Raw genomic sequence first — 18,000 nt, forward strand, 5'->3', positions numbered from 1 at the left:
TAAAAAATGCATTTACTCACATATTTTTATATTTTCATTATTTTTAAGTATAAAATAAAATGAAATTAAAATTATTCCAACTCCTATAATATAAAAACCGTATTGTATTACTATTTTACCAATAAAACCAAAAAATAAATTCCCAACAGGCATTAATATGCTTGCAAGTGTAAAAATTACAGAGAATACTCTTCCCTGATAATCAGAATCAACATTTTTTTGAACATAACTGAAAAATGAAACATTGAATTGTCCAAGAAATAATCCAAATAAAAAAGTACTAATATAAAGCATAATAATTTCTTTAAATTGAATTAATAATAGTGAAGATCCCATTAAACCAAAAATAATACCATTTGTAAGTATTTTTTCATCGTACTTTGAAAATAATCTGGAAGTTACAACAACAAAAATAGAACCAACTGCTTCGGCGGTTAATGCTCCGGAATATGCCATTGGAGAATTTAAAACACTTTTAGAAAATAACGGTATATACAGATTGTATCCTGCTATAAAAAAATTTACTAAAGATGCTGTTAGTATCATTTTTCTTAAATTTTTATTTTTCCATATATATTTAATCCCATTTTTAAATAAAATAATTCCGTTTTTTGTTTTTGTCAAATTATCTTTTTTATATTGATAATCAATAAAAATTTCTGAAAATCCTGAAAAAAGAAATGTTGCTCCATTAATCAGGAAAATTACATGTATTGGCACAACATTTATCAATGAAATACTAAAAAGCGGAGAAATTACTTTTATGATATTTTCCATGCTATTAAACCATGCATTAAAACTTACTATATCTTCACTATTTATTACTTCAGAAACTATTGAACGACTTGCAATGGAAAATATTGCAAAAACAGCAGAAGATAATATATAGACCAATGCTATCATTGTTATGGATGGATAGTTAATAGATATTATACCAAGTAAAGTCATTGTTATCCCATTTATAAAATCACATATTATCATCAATTTTTTTCTATTTAATATATCTACAGTTGTTCCGCCAATTATATTTAGAATTAACATAGGTAATATTACTAATGATGATATTATTCCTATAATTTTTGTATCTCCCGTTTTTGATATTATCCACCAATTAATAGCATATAAAAAAAACAAATCTCCCATATATGAAACTGCGTTACCAGAAATTAAAAGAAGTTGATTCTTTTTTTTAGATAATACACTCATTATGACATCTCCTTTAACCTTTCGGGCGCTGTTAAGTAATATACATAACATTTATCTTCTTCTGTAAAGGAAGTTATATATATTTTCTTACCTGGAAAAGATTTTAAGGTGTTTCGAGTTTTCTTTAATTTATTAATAAGATCTTCTTTTTCTATTTGACGTATTTCACCGAGATAATTTATTGAAACCAATACATTTAAGTCATAAGCAAATTCCATTTTTTTCTGTATCTCATTCATTATTGGATAATTTTTGAAGATAAATTGTTGGGGTTGATAACCGTTTTCATATCTTTTCAATAATTTTAAAAATTTTTGTTCAAAAACATTTTCGGTCCAGTTATTACTATATCTAAATACAATAGAGGTATGATAATCTCCTATATTTTTTGAAAAATCCTTGTCATTAAAAATTCTATAATTCATAATTGTACTTGCTATTAATGACTCTATATTCATAATTTTTGATATTTTGGATAGAATCCTTTTTATAATAAAAATTATTTTTTCATCATTTTCGATTTTATTCTTTATTTTAAAAGTGTCGATTAATATATCATTATCTGTATAAGGGACAAAGCCATGTTTTTCAACTTCGAATAATTCTTTTGTATGTTCATCTGATAAGAAATTGTAGTTATTATTTTTTTCTTTTATTATTTTTACAAAATCTGAAAAATATGATTTATTTTTATTCTCATATTTATCGTTTAATATATCAAAGAAACTTTGTTTTAATACATGAACACTTTTCTGATCCATTATATTATGTGAAAAGATCATATTTAATTTGATACAGTTTTCGGTATAATTTATATAAAACATATATAATAAATGATTTAACCTGTTTTTTATTAATATTTTTTCTATTATTTCATTAATTCTTTCTTCAGGCTCATTTTCAAATATTAAAACATCCTCTGAAATATCAAAGCCTTTATTATATTCAACAAAATACAAAGTATCTTCTTCTACAATTTTACTTCTTAGTAATTCATGAGTATTTATTAATTCATTTAATGCTTTTGTGATTTTGTTTAGCTCGTATATGAAAGGAATATTTATGTTTACATGAATATATGAGTTAAAGTTATCATAATAATAAACTTTTTGAAGATAATGTGTTTCGTATTTTTTAAAGATTTTATCGCTCAATATTTTTTTATTAATTTTTTTATACCATTCCTCGATTGTTTTTTCTGAGGAAATAATCAATTTTTTTAATATTGGTTTATAATGTATCTGATTTAAGTTTTTTTCTATATATTCTGTCATTGAATTAATGTCTGGATATATATATAAAAAATCATCCGATAAATTTATATCAAATACTTTTTCTAAATTATTTATTAATTTTAAAGATGATAATGAATCACTGCCTGGCAACATAAAGAAAGATATATTGTCTGAAACATTATCTTCATATGATAGTGTTGTTTTAATGATATTTTTTATTTTCTGTTTTATATAGTCATCTGAAATATTATTCTTTACTCTTAGAGTTTGTGTATAATATTCTTCAAACATTTTTATTAATGATTTCATATCTATTTTTTTATTAATATTCAAAGGCATTTTATCTATTCTTATATAGAATTCCGGAATCATATATTTATTAAGAAATTTTCTTAAAACATTTTTAATTTTATTACCCTCAATTTCTTTATTTGAAATATAAAAACAAATTAGCTTCTTTTTATAATAAATTATTTTTAATTGTTTTATGGGAAAATTATTATAAATTCTGTTTTCAATCTCTTCCAACTCCACCCTGATTCCGTTTATCTGAATCTGTGAATCCTTTCTTCCAAGAAATATAATATTATTATCTTTTATATAACCATAATCCCCCGTTTTATAATACTTTTCACCATTTATTAGTACAAACATCTCTTCTGTTAATTTCTTATTGTTATAATATCCATCTGTAACCCCATTACCACCAACTAAAATTTCACCTTCTTTACCTTCAGTACCTTTTTCTTTTTTAATTTTTATTTTTACGCCATTTAACGCCTTACCTATTGGGACAGTTTTTTTAATATTATTCTTTATTTCATACATTGTTGCATATACCGTTGTTTCTGTAGGCCCGTATAGATTGAAAATCTGCGTATTATCTAAAATATTTCTTACCTTATTTGCTAAAGAAACAGGGAACACCTCTCCAGCAACCATTAAATATTTTAAATCCTTGCATTTTTCAGAAAATTTTTCATTTTCTGAAATCATGCTTAATATCGAAGGAGAAAGTGCAAGATGTGTAATTTTATATTCATAAATAATGTCTATTAATTCTTTGAATAATTCCTGATCCCTTTTACAGGGAATAACTATACTTCCACCACCAGAAACCCAACCAAATAATTCCGATAATGAAACATCAAATGTAAAAGGTGTGCTAAATAAATATCTATCTTCAATATTAACAGGAAATTTCAATTGTAATTCATTTATAATCCATGAAAGATTTTTATGTCTTGCAATAACTCCTTTTGGTTTGCCTGTACTACCAGATGTAAATAAAATGTATGCATAATTCTCTATATCAATATTTTCATCAAAATTCGATTTTTTAATCATTCCATTTTTCACATTAAAAATTTTATTATTAAATAATGAAGTATATTTTTTATATTCAAAATTAATAAGTACGGGTTTTTCAGAAAATTGAGTGATTATTTCTTTTATCTTGTTTTCTGGATAATTATCTGATATAGGAACATATGCAGCTCCTATTTTAAAAAGAGCTAGTATTGTAAACAACAAAAATTCATCTTTTTTCATTATGATAGGAATAATATCCCCTTTTTTTATTCCAACTGAGTAAAAATAACCAGCAAGATTATCGGTAATTAAATCTGTTTCTCCATAACTATACTGTACTCCTTCTGTCGTAATAAGTGCTGTTTTTTTTCTGTTTTTAGATACCTGTTCTTTAAATTCTTTTATTATATGTTTTTGATTCAATAGATTATCCTCCTTTTTGTGAAATTATTAATATATACTTTAATAAATCAATATATAATTTATTGTTGTGCATTTATCCCTCCATCAACAAAAATACTTTCCCCATTTATGTATTTTGCTTTTTCCGAAATTAAAAATTTTATTATTTCACTATATTCTTGAAAATTCCCACGTCTCCGCAAAGGAATTTTATCTTTTTTTATTTTTAAGAAGAGTCTGGTTTATTTTTTTTATTATTTTTATCAGGAATATCATTAACTTTGTTTAATAATATTACAGACAAATATTGTGAATTTTATAACTTATAAGTTACGACAAAACTTTATGAATATATAATTTTTATATTATGTTACTTCATAATTAAAAGATATTATTCTCACCTTTCAATTTACAATAATTTTAGCAAAAAAAAAAAAAAATAGTCAACAACATAAAGTAAAATTTAAGTAAATTTTTAACCAACTTTTCTTTTCTTAAATTTGATAAATTTACATAATTATTATATCACTTGATATATTTTTATTGTTAATTTTTTATTATTTATAGGTTTATTTATACTTTTAATTTAATAGAAAACCAAAAAAATTCTTACCAGTAGCAGTATTATTAGCATTATTATACTTAGGAGTAAAAGGAATAAAATTAGGTCCGAAATTACCAGCATTTGTTTCACCAAATGTATTGAAAGTATTAGTTGACAATTTTGGAATTAATCCTATTACTACTGTTGAAAAAGATCTTGAATTTTTCTTGAATAAATAATTAAATAAAAATAATTATCCCCCTCTGAATTTCAGAGGGGTTTTTTGTTATTAAAGTTCAAAAAAATTAATTATTAGTAAATATAATTCTTTTTTTCTTATTTTCAAAATATATTTTCTGATTATTGCATTTTTAAAAATATATTACGAATAGTATAATCCGAAGTGTAATTGGATGGGGGTTAAATTATATTTTAGGGAGGTATGGACAAAGTGAAGCGTTTTTTTTTGAATGTTTTAGTTATTATCTCATTGACTTTATTATTATTAACAGGGTGTGTAAAACAAGTTGATGGAAATTCTGGAGAAATTACTGCTTCTACTATTGTTGTTAAAGGAGAATGGACACAAGCGTATTTCAGAGGAACTCCAAACAATTGGGGAATAACATTAATGCAAAAAGTTGCGCCAAACACATGGGAGATTATAATTACATTTAATAATGGTGATGGATACGGGGCTCCGCGATTCAAAATAGATCATTATAGTGATTGGAGCGAAAGCTATCCCGCAACAGATTATGAAGTTCAGCCATATACTACATATAAGATAACCTTTTATGATGATACACATTATATAGATGTAAAAAAATATACAAGTCCTATAAATGGAGTAATATTACAGGCTTTTCAATGGTATTTGCCAGAATATGATGAAAATACACAAAGAGGGTTATGGGTAGAACTTTCTGAGAAAATACCGGATCTGGCATCTATGGGAATAACAGCATTATGGTTACCACCTGCTTATAAAGGTCAGGCCGGTAAAAGTGATGTGGGATATGGAGTATATGATATGTATGATCTTGGAGAGTTCAATCAAAAGGGAAGTATTGCAACAAAATATGGAACCAAAGATCAATATTTAAATGTTATAAATTCGGCACATTTGTATAATATGCAGATTTATGCTGATGTAGTATTTAATCATAGAATGGGAGCAGATACCACAGAATGGGTTAATGCATATAAAGTTTCCTGGAATGATAGAAATTATGTTCTTGAAAATAAAGACATAAAGGCTTGGACCGTTTTCGATTTTCCTGGAAGGGCAAATAAATATTCTGATTTCAAATGGAGATGGTATCATTTTGATGGAGTGGATTGGGATCAAAGTACTCAAGAAAGTGCAATATTTAGATTTAATGGAATAGGAAAAGCATGGGACTGGGAAGTTGATACTGAAAATGCAAATTATGATTATTTAATGGGTGCAGATTTAGATATGGAACATCCGGACGTTGTTCAGGAACTAAAGAATTGGGGAAAATGGTATGTTGATTTTACAAATGTTGATGGATTTAGACTGGATGCTGTAAAACATATAAAGTTTGATTTTTTCAATGACTGGTTGGACTATATGAGAAGCACAACAGGAAAAGAATTATTTACTGTTGGAGAATATTGGAGTACAGATATAAATAAATTAGATAACTATATTTCAAAAACTGAAGGAAGGATGTCTTTATTCGATGTGCCTTTGCATCAGCATTTTCATGATGCTTCGAATGCTGGTGGATATTATGATATGAGAAATATTTTCAATGGGACACTTGTACAATCAAATCCGGTAAAAGCAGTAACATTTGTAGAAAATCATGACACACAACCTGGTCAATCGTTGTATTCGTCTGTACAGGATTGGTTTAAACCACTAGCTTATGCAATGATTTTATTGAGGAGAGATGGATATCCAAGTGTATTTTATGGAGACATGTATGGAGCTCCTGAAATAACAGCACAATATGACGTTATAAAAAAACTTATTGAAGCAAGAAAATTGTATGCATATGGTGAGCAATATGATTATTTGGATCACTGGGACATAATTGGATGGACAAGATTGGGAGATGTAGAACATCCAAAAGCTATGGCTGTAATATTAACAGATGGTCCTGGTGGGAGTAAATGGATGTATGTTGGAAAGAAAAATGCAAAATTTGTAGATTATTTAGGAAATAGAACAGATGTTATATGGTCAAATTCTGATGGATGGGCAGAATTTAAGGTAAATGGTGGTTCTGTTTCAGTATGGGTAGAACAATAAAAAAATAAATAAACCACTCCAAATTTTTGGAGTGGTTTATTTATGTGTACCGGGCATGCGTAACAACTAGGTGGTGAAAGACTGCTGGGGGGGTGACCCGTGCCAACCACTCGCTGTAAAAACAACTACAAGAATGTTAAAAAAAGGGATTAAGAATTAGAAACAGAATTAGCAAAAAATCCATTTTTTCTTTTAATCGATATGAATCACCTTTAATCGAAATAACATGAGAATGATGCAATAAAAATCTGGGGAATATCCAAAATTCTGTGTAAATTGATAATAGGTGATTAATGATAATTATTATAAAATATTAGTAAATATAAAGTTTTTTCTTAGATTTTCAAAAGTTTTATATACTTTGTGAAATTTGAATAATAGAGATATTACTTTTGCTGTTACTCTTATTGCTGCAAGATATATTGCTTTTATTAATGATTCATCTGTTGGGAATACACTTTTATTTTTTGTTATTTTTCTAAATTGTCTATGTATATTTTCTATAGGATTTGTGGTACATATCAGCTTTCTAATAGGTTCTGAATATTTGAAATAAGCGAGTTCCCAATTGTTTTTCCATATTTGTACTGTTAAGGGGTGAGTTTTGCCCCATTACACTTAATCCTTTTGAATACAAAGACAATACCAAATCTTCAATATGTGTTTAATGCAGAAATATGTATTTGTCTTTTCTTAACAATTTGTGGTTCAAACTCACCATTTCTATCTCTTGGAACAGTTAATTCCATTTCTCCATTTTTGGTTATAACTGTCTTTTTTGAATAACCATTTCGATAATTATCATTATCATCATTTTTTCTTGAATATTTTTCATATCCTAATTCATAATCCATTTCTGCTTTTAACATTTCTTCAAGCATTATTTTTACAAGCTTTTTACTTATATCTTCAACATCTTCCCAATCCTTAATACCATTTTCTTTTATATATTGTTTTATGAATTCTCTATCAACATTACCAAGAATTTTTTCATTTTCTTCCTTCCTTTTCCTTGGCATTGTGATCCCTCCACTAAATATCGTTCTTTTCTTTTTCACTTTCTTTTTATTTTTCTCTTCCTTTTTTTATTTTTACACAGTTTATATTATACTACCTTAAAGTAAAGAAGATTTAGAATTTTTCTTGAATAAATAACTATAAACTTTTAATTCCCCTCTCAGAGGGGAATTATTATATATTTTCGATTTTATTTTTATCTAAAATATATATTTTATTACCTTCTTTTTTTATTATACCTTCATGTTCTAATCTAGAAAAAGCTCTTGATAATGCAGGTCTTGTAACACCAAAGAGGTGTGATAATTGTTCAACGGAATATTCTAAATCAATAACCTCAGTTTTTTTATCTTCCATTTTTTCTTTTAAATAATATAAAATTTTATCTTTTAAGCTATTTAATGTTATAAACCATAATTTTTGTGATATAAAATTAAATTTTGTTCCCATATATTCTATTAATTCTATTAAAAAATCCTTATTTTTCATGCATAAATCATATATTTTATTTTTGGTAATATAAGCTACAAGTGTCTTTTCTTCTGAAATAATATCTACTGGAATTTTGGAATTTTTAGAAAATGTTGCACCTAATGCCATAATAGTTGGCGCTTTCATTTCTTCTATTTGTATGATTTTTCCATCAATTTCCATCATTTCTGTTTTTACTCTGCCATATAATAGCAACATTACTTCTTCTATTTTTTCACCTCTTGATTTAATTATTGAATTTTTTTCAAATTCTTTTATATATAATATATTATTTTCTATTAACTCTTCAATTTCTGATAATTTTAACTTCCTGAAAATAATTAATTTTGAAAATCTCTCTATTAATGGATGCATAGTATCACCTCAAAATGAACATATAAAATTTTATCTTTCTTTAATTATAACACAAACTTAGAATCGTTGTTTATTTTGATTTGAGGTTCGATATTTAAATAAAAATAACCCCGGAATTAATCTCCCGGGGTTTGATTATTATATTAGTCAGCGTAATTTACAAATTTTCCTCTTTTGAATTTAACTGCTGCTTGTGCTGCTGCTAATCTTGCTATTGGAACTCTGTATGGTGAACAACTTACGTAATCTAATTGTGTTTTATGGAAGAATTCAATTGATTCTGGATCTCCACCGTGTTCACCACAAACACCTAATTTTAATTCTGGATTTACTGCTCTACCATAATCTTTTGCAATTTTTACCATTCTGCCAACACCTGTTTGATCAACGTGTTTGAATGGATCTTTTTCATAAATTCCTTTTTCAATGTAATCGTTGATGAATTTACCATAATCATCTCATTTACAAAAAGAAAATTTACCATTAATTTACTTTAATGTTATTATTTTTTTTTTTTTTTGATATTATATTTGTATAAAACTATAAAGATAAAAATATTTTTAATTATAAAATTTTAAGTATGATAATAATTATTTTTGCGTCAAGAATATTAATATTTATAGAAAGGGGATGAGGTTTATGAAAAAAATTATATGGTGTTTTTTCTCGTATTATTAATTTCTATTTCTACTTTTTCCGCTAAATTTTGAGGCTAGAAAACTGAAATTGTTAATTCATGGTATTATTATACTCCTTGGAAAACATTAGTTTCTGTAACTAATAGAACTATGGATAATATTAATGTAAATAGAACAAGAACAGTTAAGCAATCAATAATAGTAAATGCTGGTAGTGAAGGAGATTTATTTGATATATTAAAGATAAATTTTAACATTGGATCAAGCCTAGAGGTTTCTCAAACATTATCGATACAAGCAGTTTGTCGCCCAAAATATAAATTAACCTGGGATTCAAGGTGGAAAAAGTATAGAGCTTGGGGTATGGCATATTATTATGAATTTTATAAAGAAAGGAAAATTACAACTTGGCCTGTTGACAAACCTTTATATGCAGAAGATAGAGTTACAACAATTCCTATAAAATAACTCGATAGTCCTATTAGTTTTATTAAGCTAATAGATGTTCATCTTAATATAGACTTTCAAAAAATGAAAAATAGTAAATAAGAATATGAAAAAAGCTCGAACAAAAATATTATGAAGTATAAATTGCGATTTAAAAAACAAAGTAAATAATTACTTTATCAAGGTAAATTTAGTAAGGATTATTCTTTGTTGAGGTGTCTCCTTTGTAAGACAATATCGTTTTGTTTTACTAAATAGAATAAATAGTTAACCTAATTATATTGTATCTAATAAAGATAATTTTTTTAGATAACATGCAAATATTGTAAATATTATATTTGAGTATTTTTGAAGATGCCATATATGTGTATGAGGAGGGGCAAGTGTGAAAAAAACTATATTAATATTTATAATTTTAATTATTTTAATTGGAGAAATATATTCAGATAGTGATGTTAACTATTTTAAGATTAAAGAAGTATATGATAATGCATTAGAGAATTATTCAATTTATCCTGGCTTAGGACCAATATCAGTTTCGGTTGTTGATTATCAAAGTAAAAATGCTTATTTGTTTTTCAAAAAGAAAGGAATTTTAATGAAAGTATTTTTTAATAATTCATCAGAAGAAGTTATCCTTTTTAATATTTATAATAAGTATATTAGTGAAGATGATATTGGTAACATTATAGCTTTAAGAAATAATATTATAGTATTTTCAAAAAAAGATAAAAAATTATATATTTTTTCTAATAACGGCGGTTTAAAAAACATCATTAAATATGGAAACACATTTAATGACATCAAATATATTTTACCATATAAAAATGAAAAACTGTTAATAATAAATAATTCAAATAAAATATATTTAATAGATATAAAAGGGAAAATTATATCTAATACAGATATTATAAAAAATTTAAAAATTAACGTAGCTTCGATTATAAAATATACCATAGAGAATGACTATTTTTACTATTTATCTAGTGATAATAAAATATATCGATATAGTATAAAAACCGGAGAAAATAAAAAAGAGTTAGATTGGTTCCCAAATAGAATAATAGATTTTTCTATTGATTCGAATAATAATTTATTTATTTCATATAGTGATGGAAAAAAACTAAAGGTTGCTTATGTATCTTATACAAATAAAATAGTTAAAGTATTTTATGAATTACTATTGGATGAAATATTTGAAATTAATGTTAGACTATTAAATGTTAATGATCATATATTAATAATAGGTAATAGAGGATATAGAATTTATAAGGTTAATAAAATTATTAATGAATAGGGAGTGTATATATGAAGAAATAAGAGCATATAACTATTCTGGAAAAGGAATAACATTGTATTTGCCATATATAAATTTCTATTCTGATTTAAATAATCGAATAACGTCGATAAATTTTAATTTAAATGATTTTCTGGCTATGACTAATACTAAGTTGCCATTTTTGACAGAAAATAGATTAAAATATGATTTCAATAAATATAAAAATCTTAATTCAAATATATCGTTTAATATTACTTTGAATAGCAGTGAAAAATATCAAGATTTTAATATCTCCTATTTATATAATGAAGAACAAATAATTAATAATGTAAGATTAAATATAACAAATATAGTTTATACAATTGAACAATTAGAAATGGAATTAAATATTGCAAAAGAATATCTTAATTTATTGGAAAATGATAAAAACTATGATAATTCTCCAATAGAATATTTAAAATATGTGTTAGATAAAATCTCTTATATAGAATACTATTATTCATTATTGAATGAATATAATTATAATATTTTCAGATTGGAAATACGTGAAAAATTTAAATAAAAATAACCCCGGAATTAATCTCCCGGGGTTTGATTATTATATTAGTCAGCGTAATTTACAAATTTTCCTCTTTTGAATTTAACTGCTGCTTGTGCTGCTGCTAATCTTGCTATTGGAACTCTGTATGGTGAACAACTTACGTAATCTAATTGTGTTTTATGGAAGAATTCAATTGATTCTGGATCTCCACCGTGTTCACCACAAACACCTAATTTTAATTCTGGATTTACTGCTCTACCATAATCTTTTGCAATTTTTACCATTCTGCCAACACCTGTTTGATCAACGTGTTTGAATGGATCTTTTTCATAAATTCCTTTTTCAATGTAATCGTTGATGAATTTACCATAATCATCTCTTGAGAAACCTAATGTCATTTGTGTTAAGTCGTTTGTACCAAAACTGAAGAATTCTGCAACTTCAGCTATTTCATCAGCTGTTATTGCTCCTCTTGGTACTTCTATCATTGTTCCCACTTTGTAATCTAAGTCAACACCAGCTTCTTCAATTAATTTATCAGCAGTTTCTCTTACTATTTTATCTAAGTATTTTAATTCATTTACTGTTCCTACTAATGGAATCATAATTTCTGGTTTTACTTTTTTACCTTCTTTAGCCATTTCAATAGCAGCTAAAATAATTGCTTTTGTTTGCATTACAGCAACTTCTGGATATGTGATAGCCAACCTCACGCCTCTGTGACCCATCATTGGGTTAAATTCGTGTAGGTTTTCCACAATTTCTTTTAATTCTTCTACTGTAATTCCTAATTGTGGTGCTAATTCTTTCATTTGTTCTTCATCATTTGGTAAGAATTCATGTAATGGTGGATCTAATAATCTTATTGTTACAGGGAATCCTTCCATCGCTTCAAATAATCCTTTGAAATCTTCTTTTTGTAATGGTAATAATTCTTCTAATGCAGCTTCTCTTTGTTCAACTGTTTTTGAAACTATCATTCTTCTCATTTTCTGGATTCTGTCACCTTCGAAGAACATATGTTCTGTTCTACATAATCCAATACCTTCAGCACCAAAATTTCTTGCAACATTAGCATCTCTTGGGATATCAGCATTTGCTCTTACTCCCAATACCCTTATTTCATCAGCAAATTCTAACAGTTCAGCTACTTCACCTTCTAATCCTTTTGGTTTAATTGTTTTTACTTTTCCTAAATAAACTTTTCCTGTTGTACCATCTATTGAAATCCAATCTCCATCTTTTACAATAACGCCTCTTGCTTCAAATTCTTTTGCTGATTCATCTATAACTATTTCACCAGCACCAACGATAGCAGGTTTTCCCATACCTCTTGCAACAACTGCTGCATGTGATGTCATACCACCTGTTGCTGTTAAGATACCTTCAGCAGCATTCATACCTCCAACATCTTCAGGACTTGTTTCTGGTCTTACAAGAATAACAGGTGTTCCTTCTTTTGCTAATTCTTCTGCTTCATCTGCACTGAATACAACTTTACCTGTTGCTGCTCCTGGTGATGCAGGTAATCCTTCACCTATTTCCTGTGCCTTTTTGATTTCATTTTCGTCAAATGCTGGATGCAATAATTTGTCAATCTGATCAGGAGTTACTCTCATTACAGCAGTAGCTTTGTCTATTAATCCTTCTTTTACTAAATCAACAGCAATTTTCACAGCAGCTTTAGCTGTTCTTTTACCGGTTCTTGTTTGTAAGAAATATAATTTACCTTTTTCTACTGTAAATTCTATATCCTGCATATCTTTGTAATGATGTTCTAATTTATCCATAATATCTGTTAATTGTTTATATACATCTGGCATAATTTCATTTAATTTTTCCAATGGATATGGTGTTCTGATACCTGCAACAACATCTTCACCCTGTGCATTTGGTAAGTATTCACCATATTTTACTTTTTCTCCAGTATTAGGATCTCTTGTGAAACATACACCTGTTCCACTATCTTCACCCATATTACCAAATACCATCATAACTACGTTAACAGCTGTACCTAACAATTCACCTTCTTTAATACCATTAATAGCTCTGTATTTTATAGCCCTTTCATTCATCCAACTTCCAAAAACAGCTTCTATAGCGATCCATAATTGTTTTTTAGGATCTTGAGGAAATTCTTTTCCTGCCTTTTTATAAATTTCTTTGTATAATTCAACAACTTTTTTGAAGTCTTCTGCTTCTAATTCAATATCTGATTTTACACCTTTTTCTTCTTTTACTTTTGTTAATGCTTCTTCAAAATCATGATGAGGTATACCTAATGCAACATCACCAAACATTTGAATGAATCTTCTATATGCATCATATGCAAATCTTGGATTTCCTGTGTTTTTTGCTAAAGCTTCAACTGTTTCATCATTTAAACCTAAGTTTAAAATTGTATCCATCATACCTGGCATTGATACAGCTGCACCAGATCTTACAGATACTAATAATGGATTATCTTTATCTCCAAATTTTTTCCCTGATACTTCTTCTAATCTTTTTAATGCAGTTTCAACATCTGCTTCTAATGTTTCTGGGAATTTTCTATCATGTTTCCAATAATAATCACAAACTTCTGTCGTAATAGTAAAACCAGCTGGAACAGGCAAACCCATTTTTGCCATTTCTGCTAAGTTTGCACCTTTACCTCCAAGTAAGTTCTTTAATTTTGCACTACCCTCGGCAATACCACCGCCGTAAAAATAAACCATCTTTTTTTCCATGTGTTTCTCCCTCCTTATCAAATGTAAAGGTCTAATTTTCTTCTTTTAATTCCCTTTTCATTAATTCATGAATGGCTTTTTTAGGATTTTTGTTTAAATATAATACCTCATAAGTTTTTTCTGTTATGGGCATATCTATATTTAACCTTTTTATTTCATCATATAACGCTTTAACAGTATATATACCCTCTGCCACCATATTCATATGTTCTATTATTTCATTTAATTTTTTACCTCGTCCAATCATTTCACCAACATATCTATTTCTACTATGTTGACTATTACATGTAACTATAAGATCACCTAAACCAGCTAATCCCATAAAAGTTTCTTTTTTAGCTCCTTTTTTTTCACCATATCTAATTATTTCCGCAAGCCCTCTTGTTATCAACGCTGCTTTGGAATTATCCCATCCGCCTATTCCGTCAATAACTCCTGCTGCAATTGCAATAACATTTTTAATAGCTCCACCTAACTCAACACCAACAACATCTTCATTAGTATATACTCTAAAAGATATGTTACTAAATATTTTTTGAACAATTTTTGCTATTTTTAAATCATTGGATGCAGCAACAATACTTGTAGGAACATCTCTTGCTACTTCTTCAGCATGACTGGGACCGCTTAACACTACATATTGCATGTCTCCAATTACTTCATTTAAAATTTCACTAATTCTTTTTTGAGAATAAATTTCTAAACCTTTTGCTAAATTAACTATAATTTGATTTTCATAAAAAGGCTTTATCTGCAATGCAACTTCTCGAATTGCCTGGGTTGGTATTGCTAACACAATTACTTCAGAATTTTTCATAACTTCATTTATATTCAATAAAGGTTTTATATTTTTTGGAATTGATATACCGGGTAAATAATATGGATTTTCTCCATCTTTTAATGCTTTAAGTATCTTTTCTTCTCTTGTCCATATTTTTACATTATGTCCATTATTTAACAATACTTTCGATATTGCAGTTCCCCAACTCCCAGAACCAATTATTCCTATATTCATGATGCCCTCCTTAATTATATCATATCTTTTATAATAAATTGTGTGTTCAAGCTTTTGTTACTTTCTTTTACTATAAAATAACTTATCTGCGTTCTTTTTAAGAATTTCGTTTTATTTTTTACAGATGTTTTTCTTACTGTATGTTTCCAGCTTCCTAAATTACAATAAAAGATTTCCCCTATATTGTTTGGAAAAATTTCATATGACGGAATATGAATATGACCCATTATTATCCCCTGTAATTTTGATGAAATTATAATATCATTATCAGAGTAACCAACACAATATTTTTTAGGAATATATCTACTTTCATATAAGATTTTTTTTACGTTTTTTAACAAATAATTTGTCTTTTTTGCTCCTCTAAAATAATTTATTGTTCTTACGATACTTTCTCCTATTTTTATACCACCTATCTTATTTACAAATAAATAAGATAAAAAATGTATAAAATGATAATTTTCTTTCAACCATTCTTTTGATTCTTTAGATCGAACAAATTTAACAAACATATCAATCCATTTATACTCAAGATCAAGTCTTATAGAATATTTATTTCTAATTTCTTCAAGCCATAAAAAGATATCCATTTTGGGTTCAATATTATCATAATCCATTAAAATTTCGTTTGGTAATACTGTTAGAATTTCATTATCAAAATATTTCGATATGAATTTTTCCATCAGTTCACCATATGGGGGTAGTATTTTCCCATTTTTAGTTAATGTTAATCTATTGAGAGGATCAAATTGATTTCCATGTATTATAAATAATTCCCAGTTTTCATCATAGTAATATGGATGAACTTCAACATTTTCACCTAAAAAATTTTTAAAATAATTTTTCATTTTTTCATCTAACAAAAGATAATAATCATGATTTCCAACAATATAATGTATGGTATTTCTCTTTGCAAATTTTCTAAATGCATCTATTAAATCTTGATGTTTTTCTTCTATTTCGTTAAATATATATTGAAAATCAAAACTTTTAATTATATCTCTAACATCATTTGTTTTTATATCATTTTCGTAAGATTGTAAAATTTCAAATCCGTCCCCTACAATATACAACTCATTATTTGAATCTGTATTTAAGTTTTCTAAAATTTTGATTAACTCAATATCATATTTAAAATCATCTTTTTTGTTTCCGTTACCTATATGCAAATCGCTTAAATACAACTTAATCAATATTATCACCTGTTTTTTCTGCATTTTTTCTTTCTAACCATATTTTTGCTGCTTCTTCGCGAGAAATACTTCCTTTCCAGAATAACCATGGCTTTCTGTTGGATATTTTATTAACTACACGTTTTATAACTTTATCTGAAGATATGTTATAATCCCTTTCAGCAATTTTTAATATCAAAAAAGCATCATAAACTAGATCACCTAATTCTTCTTCAAGATTATCAATATCTTCACTTAGCAAAGCCTCTTCAATTTCTTTTATCTCAGAAGAGGCTTCATTTATCATAGTATTTAAATTTATTGATTTTACCCATGGACATTTCTCAATGTTTCTTTGAACAATATCGCATAATTTTTTGAATTCTTTTAAAAACTCTTTTTTCATAAATCTACTCCTCAATAATCTAGATATAAATCCTCTGGTATTTTTGATATTGCACCATATTCATAAAGATTTTTTAGATAAATATTTGTTATATTTTTTATATCATTTGTATAAAAAATTTCAGTTCTCGAAGCGGCTTTTTGCAAAACTATTTTTGGCATAGTCTGCATAATATTATATACATAATTTAAAGCCTGTTCAAAATTGTTTTTATAAAATTCATTTGCTGACGTTTTATAACCATCTAAAACCCTTTTTACAAAATTTGGATTTTCTTTAAATTTTTTATTTGAAACAAAAATTCCTGCAATTGGTAATTTTTCATCCTTTAAATTAAATAATGATGCATAAACTTTTTGAAAATCTATTTGAACTTTTATTTTTCCTTTTGTTTTAACTTCTGCAAGAGATACAAAAGGTTCTGGTAACACAGCTATATTCTCTTTTCCAGAAGCCAATAACTGTATTATCTCTGGACCACTTGTTACATATACAATTTCAAAATCAATTTTCTTAATTTTTTTTATTATTTTTAAAATAACATCCGCCGTTTGTCCTGGCCCATGAAGAGTTATTATTCTTTTTCCTTTTAAATCTTCTATATTTTTTATCTCTTCAGAAGAAATTAAATAAAATGTTTTCCATAGTGAAATGCCTGCTAATTTATATTTTGCACCTTTATTTATTAATTCAACACCTAAAGCTACAGGTAACACTATAAAATCTGCCTGTTCTTTTAACACCAATGTTTGTGCCTGATCTATATTTCTCCAATAAGATGTTTGTAACGTTGGAATTTTATTGATATATAACCCAGCTGCAGGCAATAAAGTTGGACCTAAAGGGTTGTAAAAAGTACCAGCAAATAATATTAAACTTGAAAATAAAACAAGTATTAAAAAAAGTTTTTTCATATAAATTCCTCCTT

The 18,000-nt window shown here is 26.6% G+C and carries 16 protein-coding genes and 2 pseudogenes; 5 read left to right on the top strand and 13 right to left on the bottom strand.

Annotated elements, in window-relative coordinates; all coding sequences use genetic code 11:
• Positions 1-12 precede the first annotated feature (12 nt).
• From XO12_RS02085 to XO12_RS11570, 3 genes are read right to left on the bottom strand one after another with little or no spacing between them, the layout of a single operon-like run.
• Positions 13-1,206 (bottom strand): MFS transporter, encoded by a 1,194-nt coding sequence (locus tag XO12_RS02085; protein ID WP_047266229.1) that lies wholly within the window; start codon positions 1,204-1,206, stop codon positions 13-15.
• The gene (locus tag XO12_RS02090; RefSeq protein WP_175419603.1) at positions 1,206-4,175 is read right to left on the bottom strand and encodes a non-ribosomal peptide synthetase; all 2,970 of its coding nucleotides are present in this window, start codon (positions 4,173-4,175) and stop codon (positions 1,206-1,208) included. The genes XO12_RS02085 and XO12_RS02090 overlap by 1 nt, the downstream gene beginning before the upstream one ends.
• A 59-nt stretch (positions 4,176-4,234) precedes the next feature.
• Complete coding sequence (locus XO12_RS11570; protein ID WP_084822688.1) at positions 4,235-4,378, bottom strand: SDR family oxidoreductase; 144 nt, start codon at positions 4,376-4,378, stop codon at positions 4,235-4,237.
• Positions 4,379-4,769: 391 nt separating this feature from the next.
• Here XO12_RS11570 and XO12_RS11575 point away from each other — a divergent pair.
• Positions 4,770-4,937, top strand: a pseudogene (locus tag XO12_RS11575) (hydroxylamine reductase); the annotation flags it as partial.
• Between the two features lie 203 nt (positions 4,938-5,140).
• Complete coding sequence (locus tag XO12_RS02105) at positions 5,141-6,982, top strand: alpha-amylase (RefSeq protein WP_217683617.1); 1,842 nt, start codon at positions 5,141-5,143, stop codon at positions 6,980-6,982.
• 136 nt (positions 6,983-7,118) lie between these two features.
• Here the strand turns inward: XO12_RS02105 and XO12_RS11580 are convergent, their stop codons facing one another.
• The 5 genes and pseudogenes from XO12_RS11580 to XO12_RS02125 form a co-directional block, all read right to left on the bottom strand.
• Complete coding sequence (locus tag XO12_RS11580; RefSeq protein ID WP_368493421.1) at positions 7,119-7,223, bottom strand: hypothetical protein; 105 nt, start codon at positions 7,221-7,223, stop codon at positions 7,119-7,121.
• 62 nt (positions 7,224-7,285) lie between these two features.
• Complete coding sequence (locus XO12_RS11585; RefSeq protein WP_175419644.1) at positions 7,286-7,564, bottom strand: transposase; 279 nt, start codon at positions 7,562-7,564, stop codon at positions 7,286-7,288.
• Between the two features lie 71 nt (positions 7,565-7,635).
• On the bottom strand, positions 7,636-8,001 hold the full coding sequence (locus XO12_RS02115) for a transposase (protein WP_175419605.1): 366 nt from the start codon (positions 7,999-8,001) through the stop codon (positions 7,636-7,638).
• 172 nt (positions 8,002-8,173) lie between these two features.
• Complete coding sequence (locus XO12_RS02120) at positions 8,174-8,845, bottom strand: Crp/Fnr family transcriptional regulator (RefSeq protein ID WP_047266231.1); 672 nt, start codon at positions 8,843-8,845, stop codon at positions 8,174-8,176.
• A 143-nt stretch (positions 8,846-8,988) separates the two neighbouring features.
• A pseudogene (locus tag XO12_RS02125) lies at positions 8,989-9,321 on the bottom strand (putative PEP-binding protein); the annotation flags it as partial.
• Between the two features lie 312 nt (positions 9,322-9,633).
• Between XO12_RS02125 and XO12_RS02130 the strand changes: the two are divergent.
• From XO12_RS02130 to XO12_RS02140, 3 genes are all read left to right on the top strand, one after another.
• Complete coding sequence (locus XO12_RS02130; protein ID WP_175419606.1) at positions 9,634-9,951, top strand: hypothetical protein; 318 nt, start codon at positions 9,634-9,636, stop codon at positions 9,949-9,951.
• 364 nt (positions 9,952-10,315) lie between these two features.
• Entirely contained in the window at positions 10,316-11,227 is a 912-nt protein-coding gene (locus XO12_RS02135; protein ID WP_175419607.1) for a hypothetical protein, read from the top strand.
• Positions 11,220-11,771: a hypothetical protein gene (locus tag XO12_RS02140; protein WP_047266235.1), complete on the top strand. Its 552-nt coding sequence runs from the start codon at positions 11,220-11,222 to the stop codon at positions 11,769-11,771. Before XO12_RS02135 ends, XO12_RS02140 begins: the two co-directional genes overlap by 8 nt.
• 41 nt (positions 11,772-11,812) lie before the next feature.
• Here XO12_RS02140 and ppdK read toward each other — a convergent pair whose 3' ends face one another.
• From ppdK to XO12_RS02165, 5 genes are read right to left on the bottom strand one after another with little or no spacing between them, the layout of a single operon-like run.
• Positions 11,813-14,479: a pyruvate, phosphate dikinase gene (gene ppdK / locus XO12_RS02145; protein ID WP_175419608.1), complete on the bottom strand. Its 2,667-nt coding sequence runs from the start codon at positions 14,477-14,479 to the stop codon at positions 11,813-11,815.
• A gap of 31 nt (positions 14,480-14,510) precedes the next feature.
• On the bottom strand, positions 14,511-15,494 hold the full coding sequence (locus tag XO12_RS02150; protein ID WP_047266237.1) for an NAD(P)H-dependent glycerol-3-phosphate dehydrogenase: 984 nt from the start codon (positions 15,492-15,494) through the stop codon (positions 14,511-14,513).
• Positions 15,495-15,508: 14 nt separating this feature from the next.
• Entirely contained in the window at positions 15,509-16,711 is a 1,203-nt protein-coding gene (locus XO12_RS02155) for a UDP-2,3-diacylglucosamine hydrolase (RefSeq protein ID WP_175419609.1), read from the bottom strand.
• Positions 16,680-17,072: a MazG nucleotide pyrophosphohydrolase domain-containing protein gene (locus tag XO12_RS02160; RefSeq protein WP_047266239.1), complete on the bottom strand. Its 393-nt coding sequence runs from the start codon at positions 17,070-17,072 to the stop codon at positions 16,680-16,682. The genes XO12_RS02155 and XO12_RS02160 overlap by 32 nt, the downstream gene beginning before the upstream one ends.
• An 11-nt stretch (positions 17,073-17,083) precedes the next feature.
• Complete coding sequence (locus tag XO12_RS02165; protein ID WP_175419610.1) at positions 17,084-17,986, bottom strand: ABC transporter substrate-binding protein; 903 nt, start codon at positions 17,984-17,986, stop codon at positions 17,084-17,086.
• Positions 17,987-18,000 lie beyond the last annotated feature (14 nt).

Source organism: Marinitoga sp. 1154 (assembly GCF_013363285.1).
In the GTDB taxonomy this organism is placed as follows: domain Bacteria; phylum Thermotogota; class Thermotogae; order Petrotogales; family Petrotogaceae; genus Marinitoga.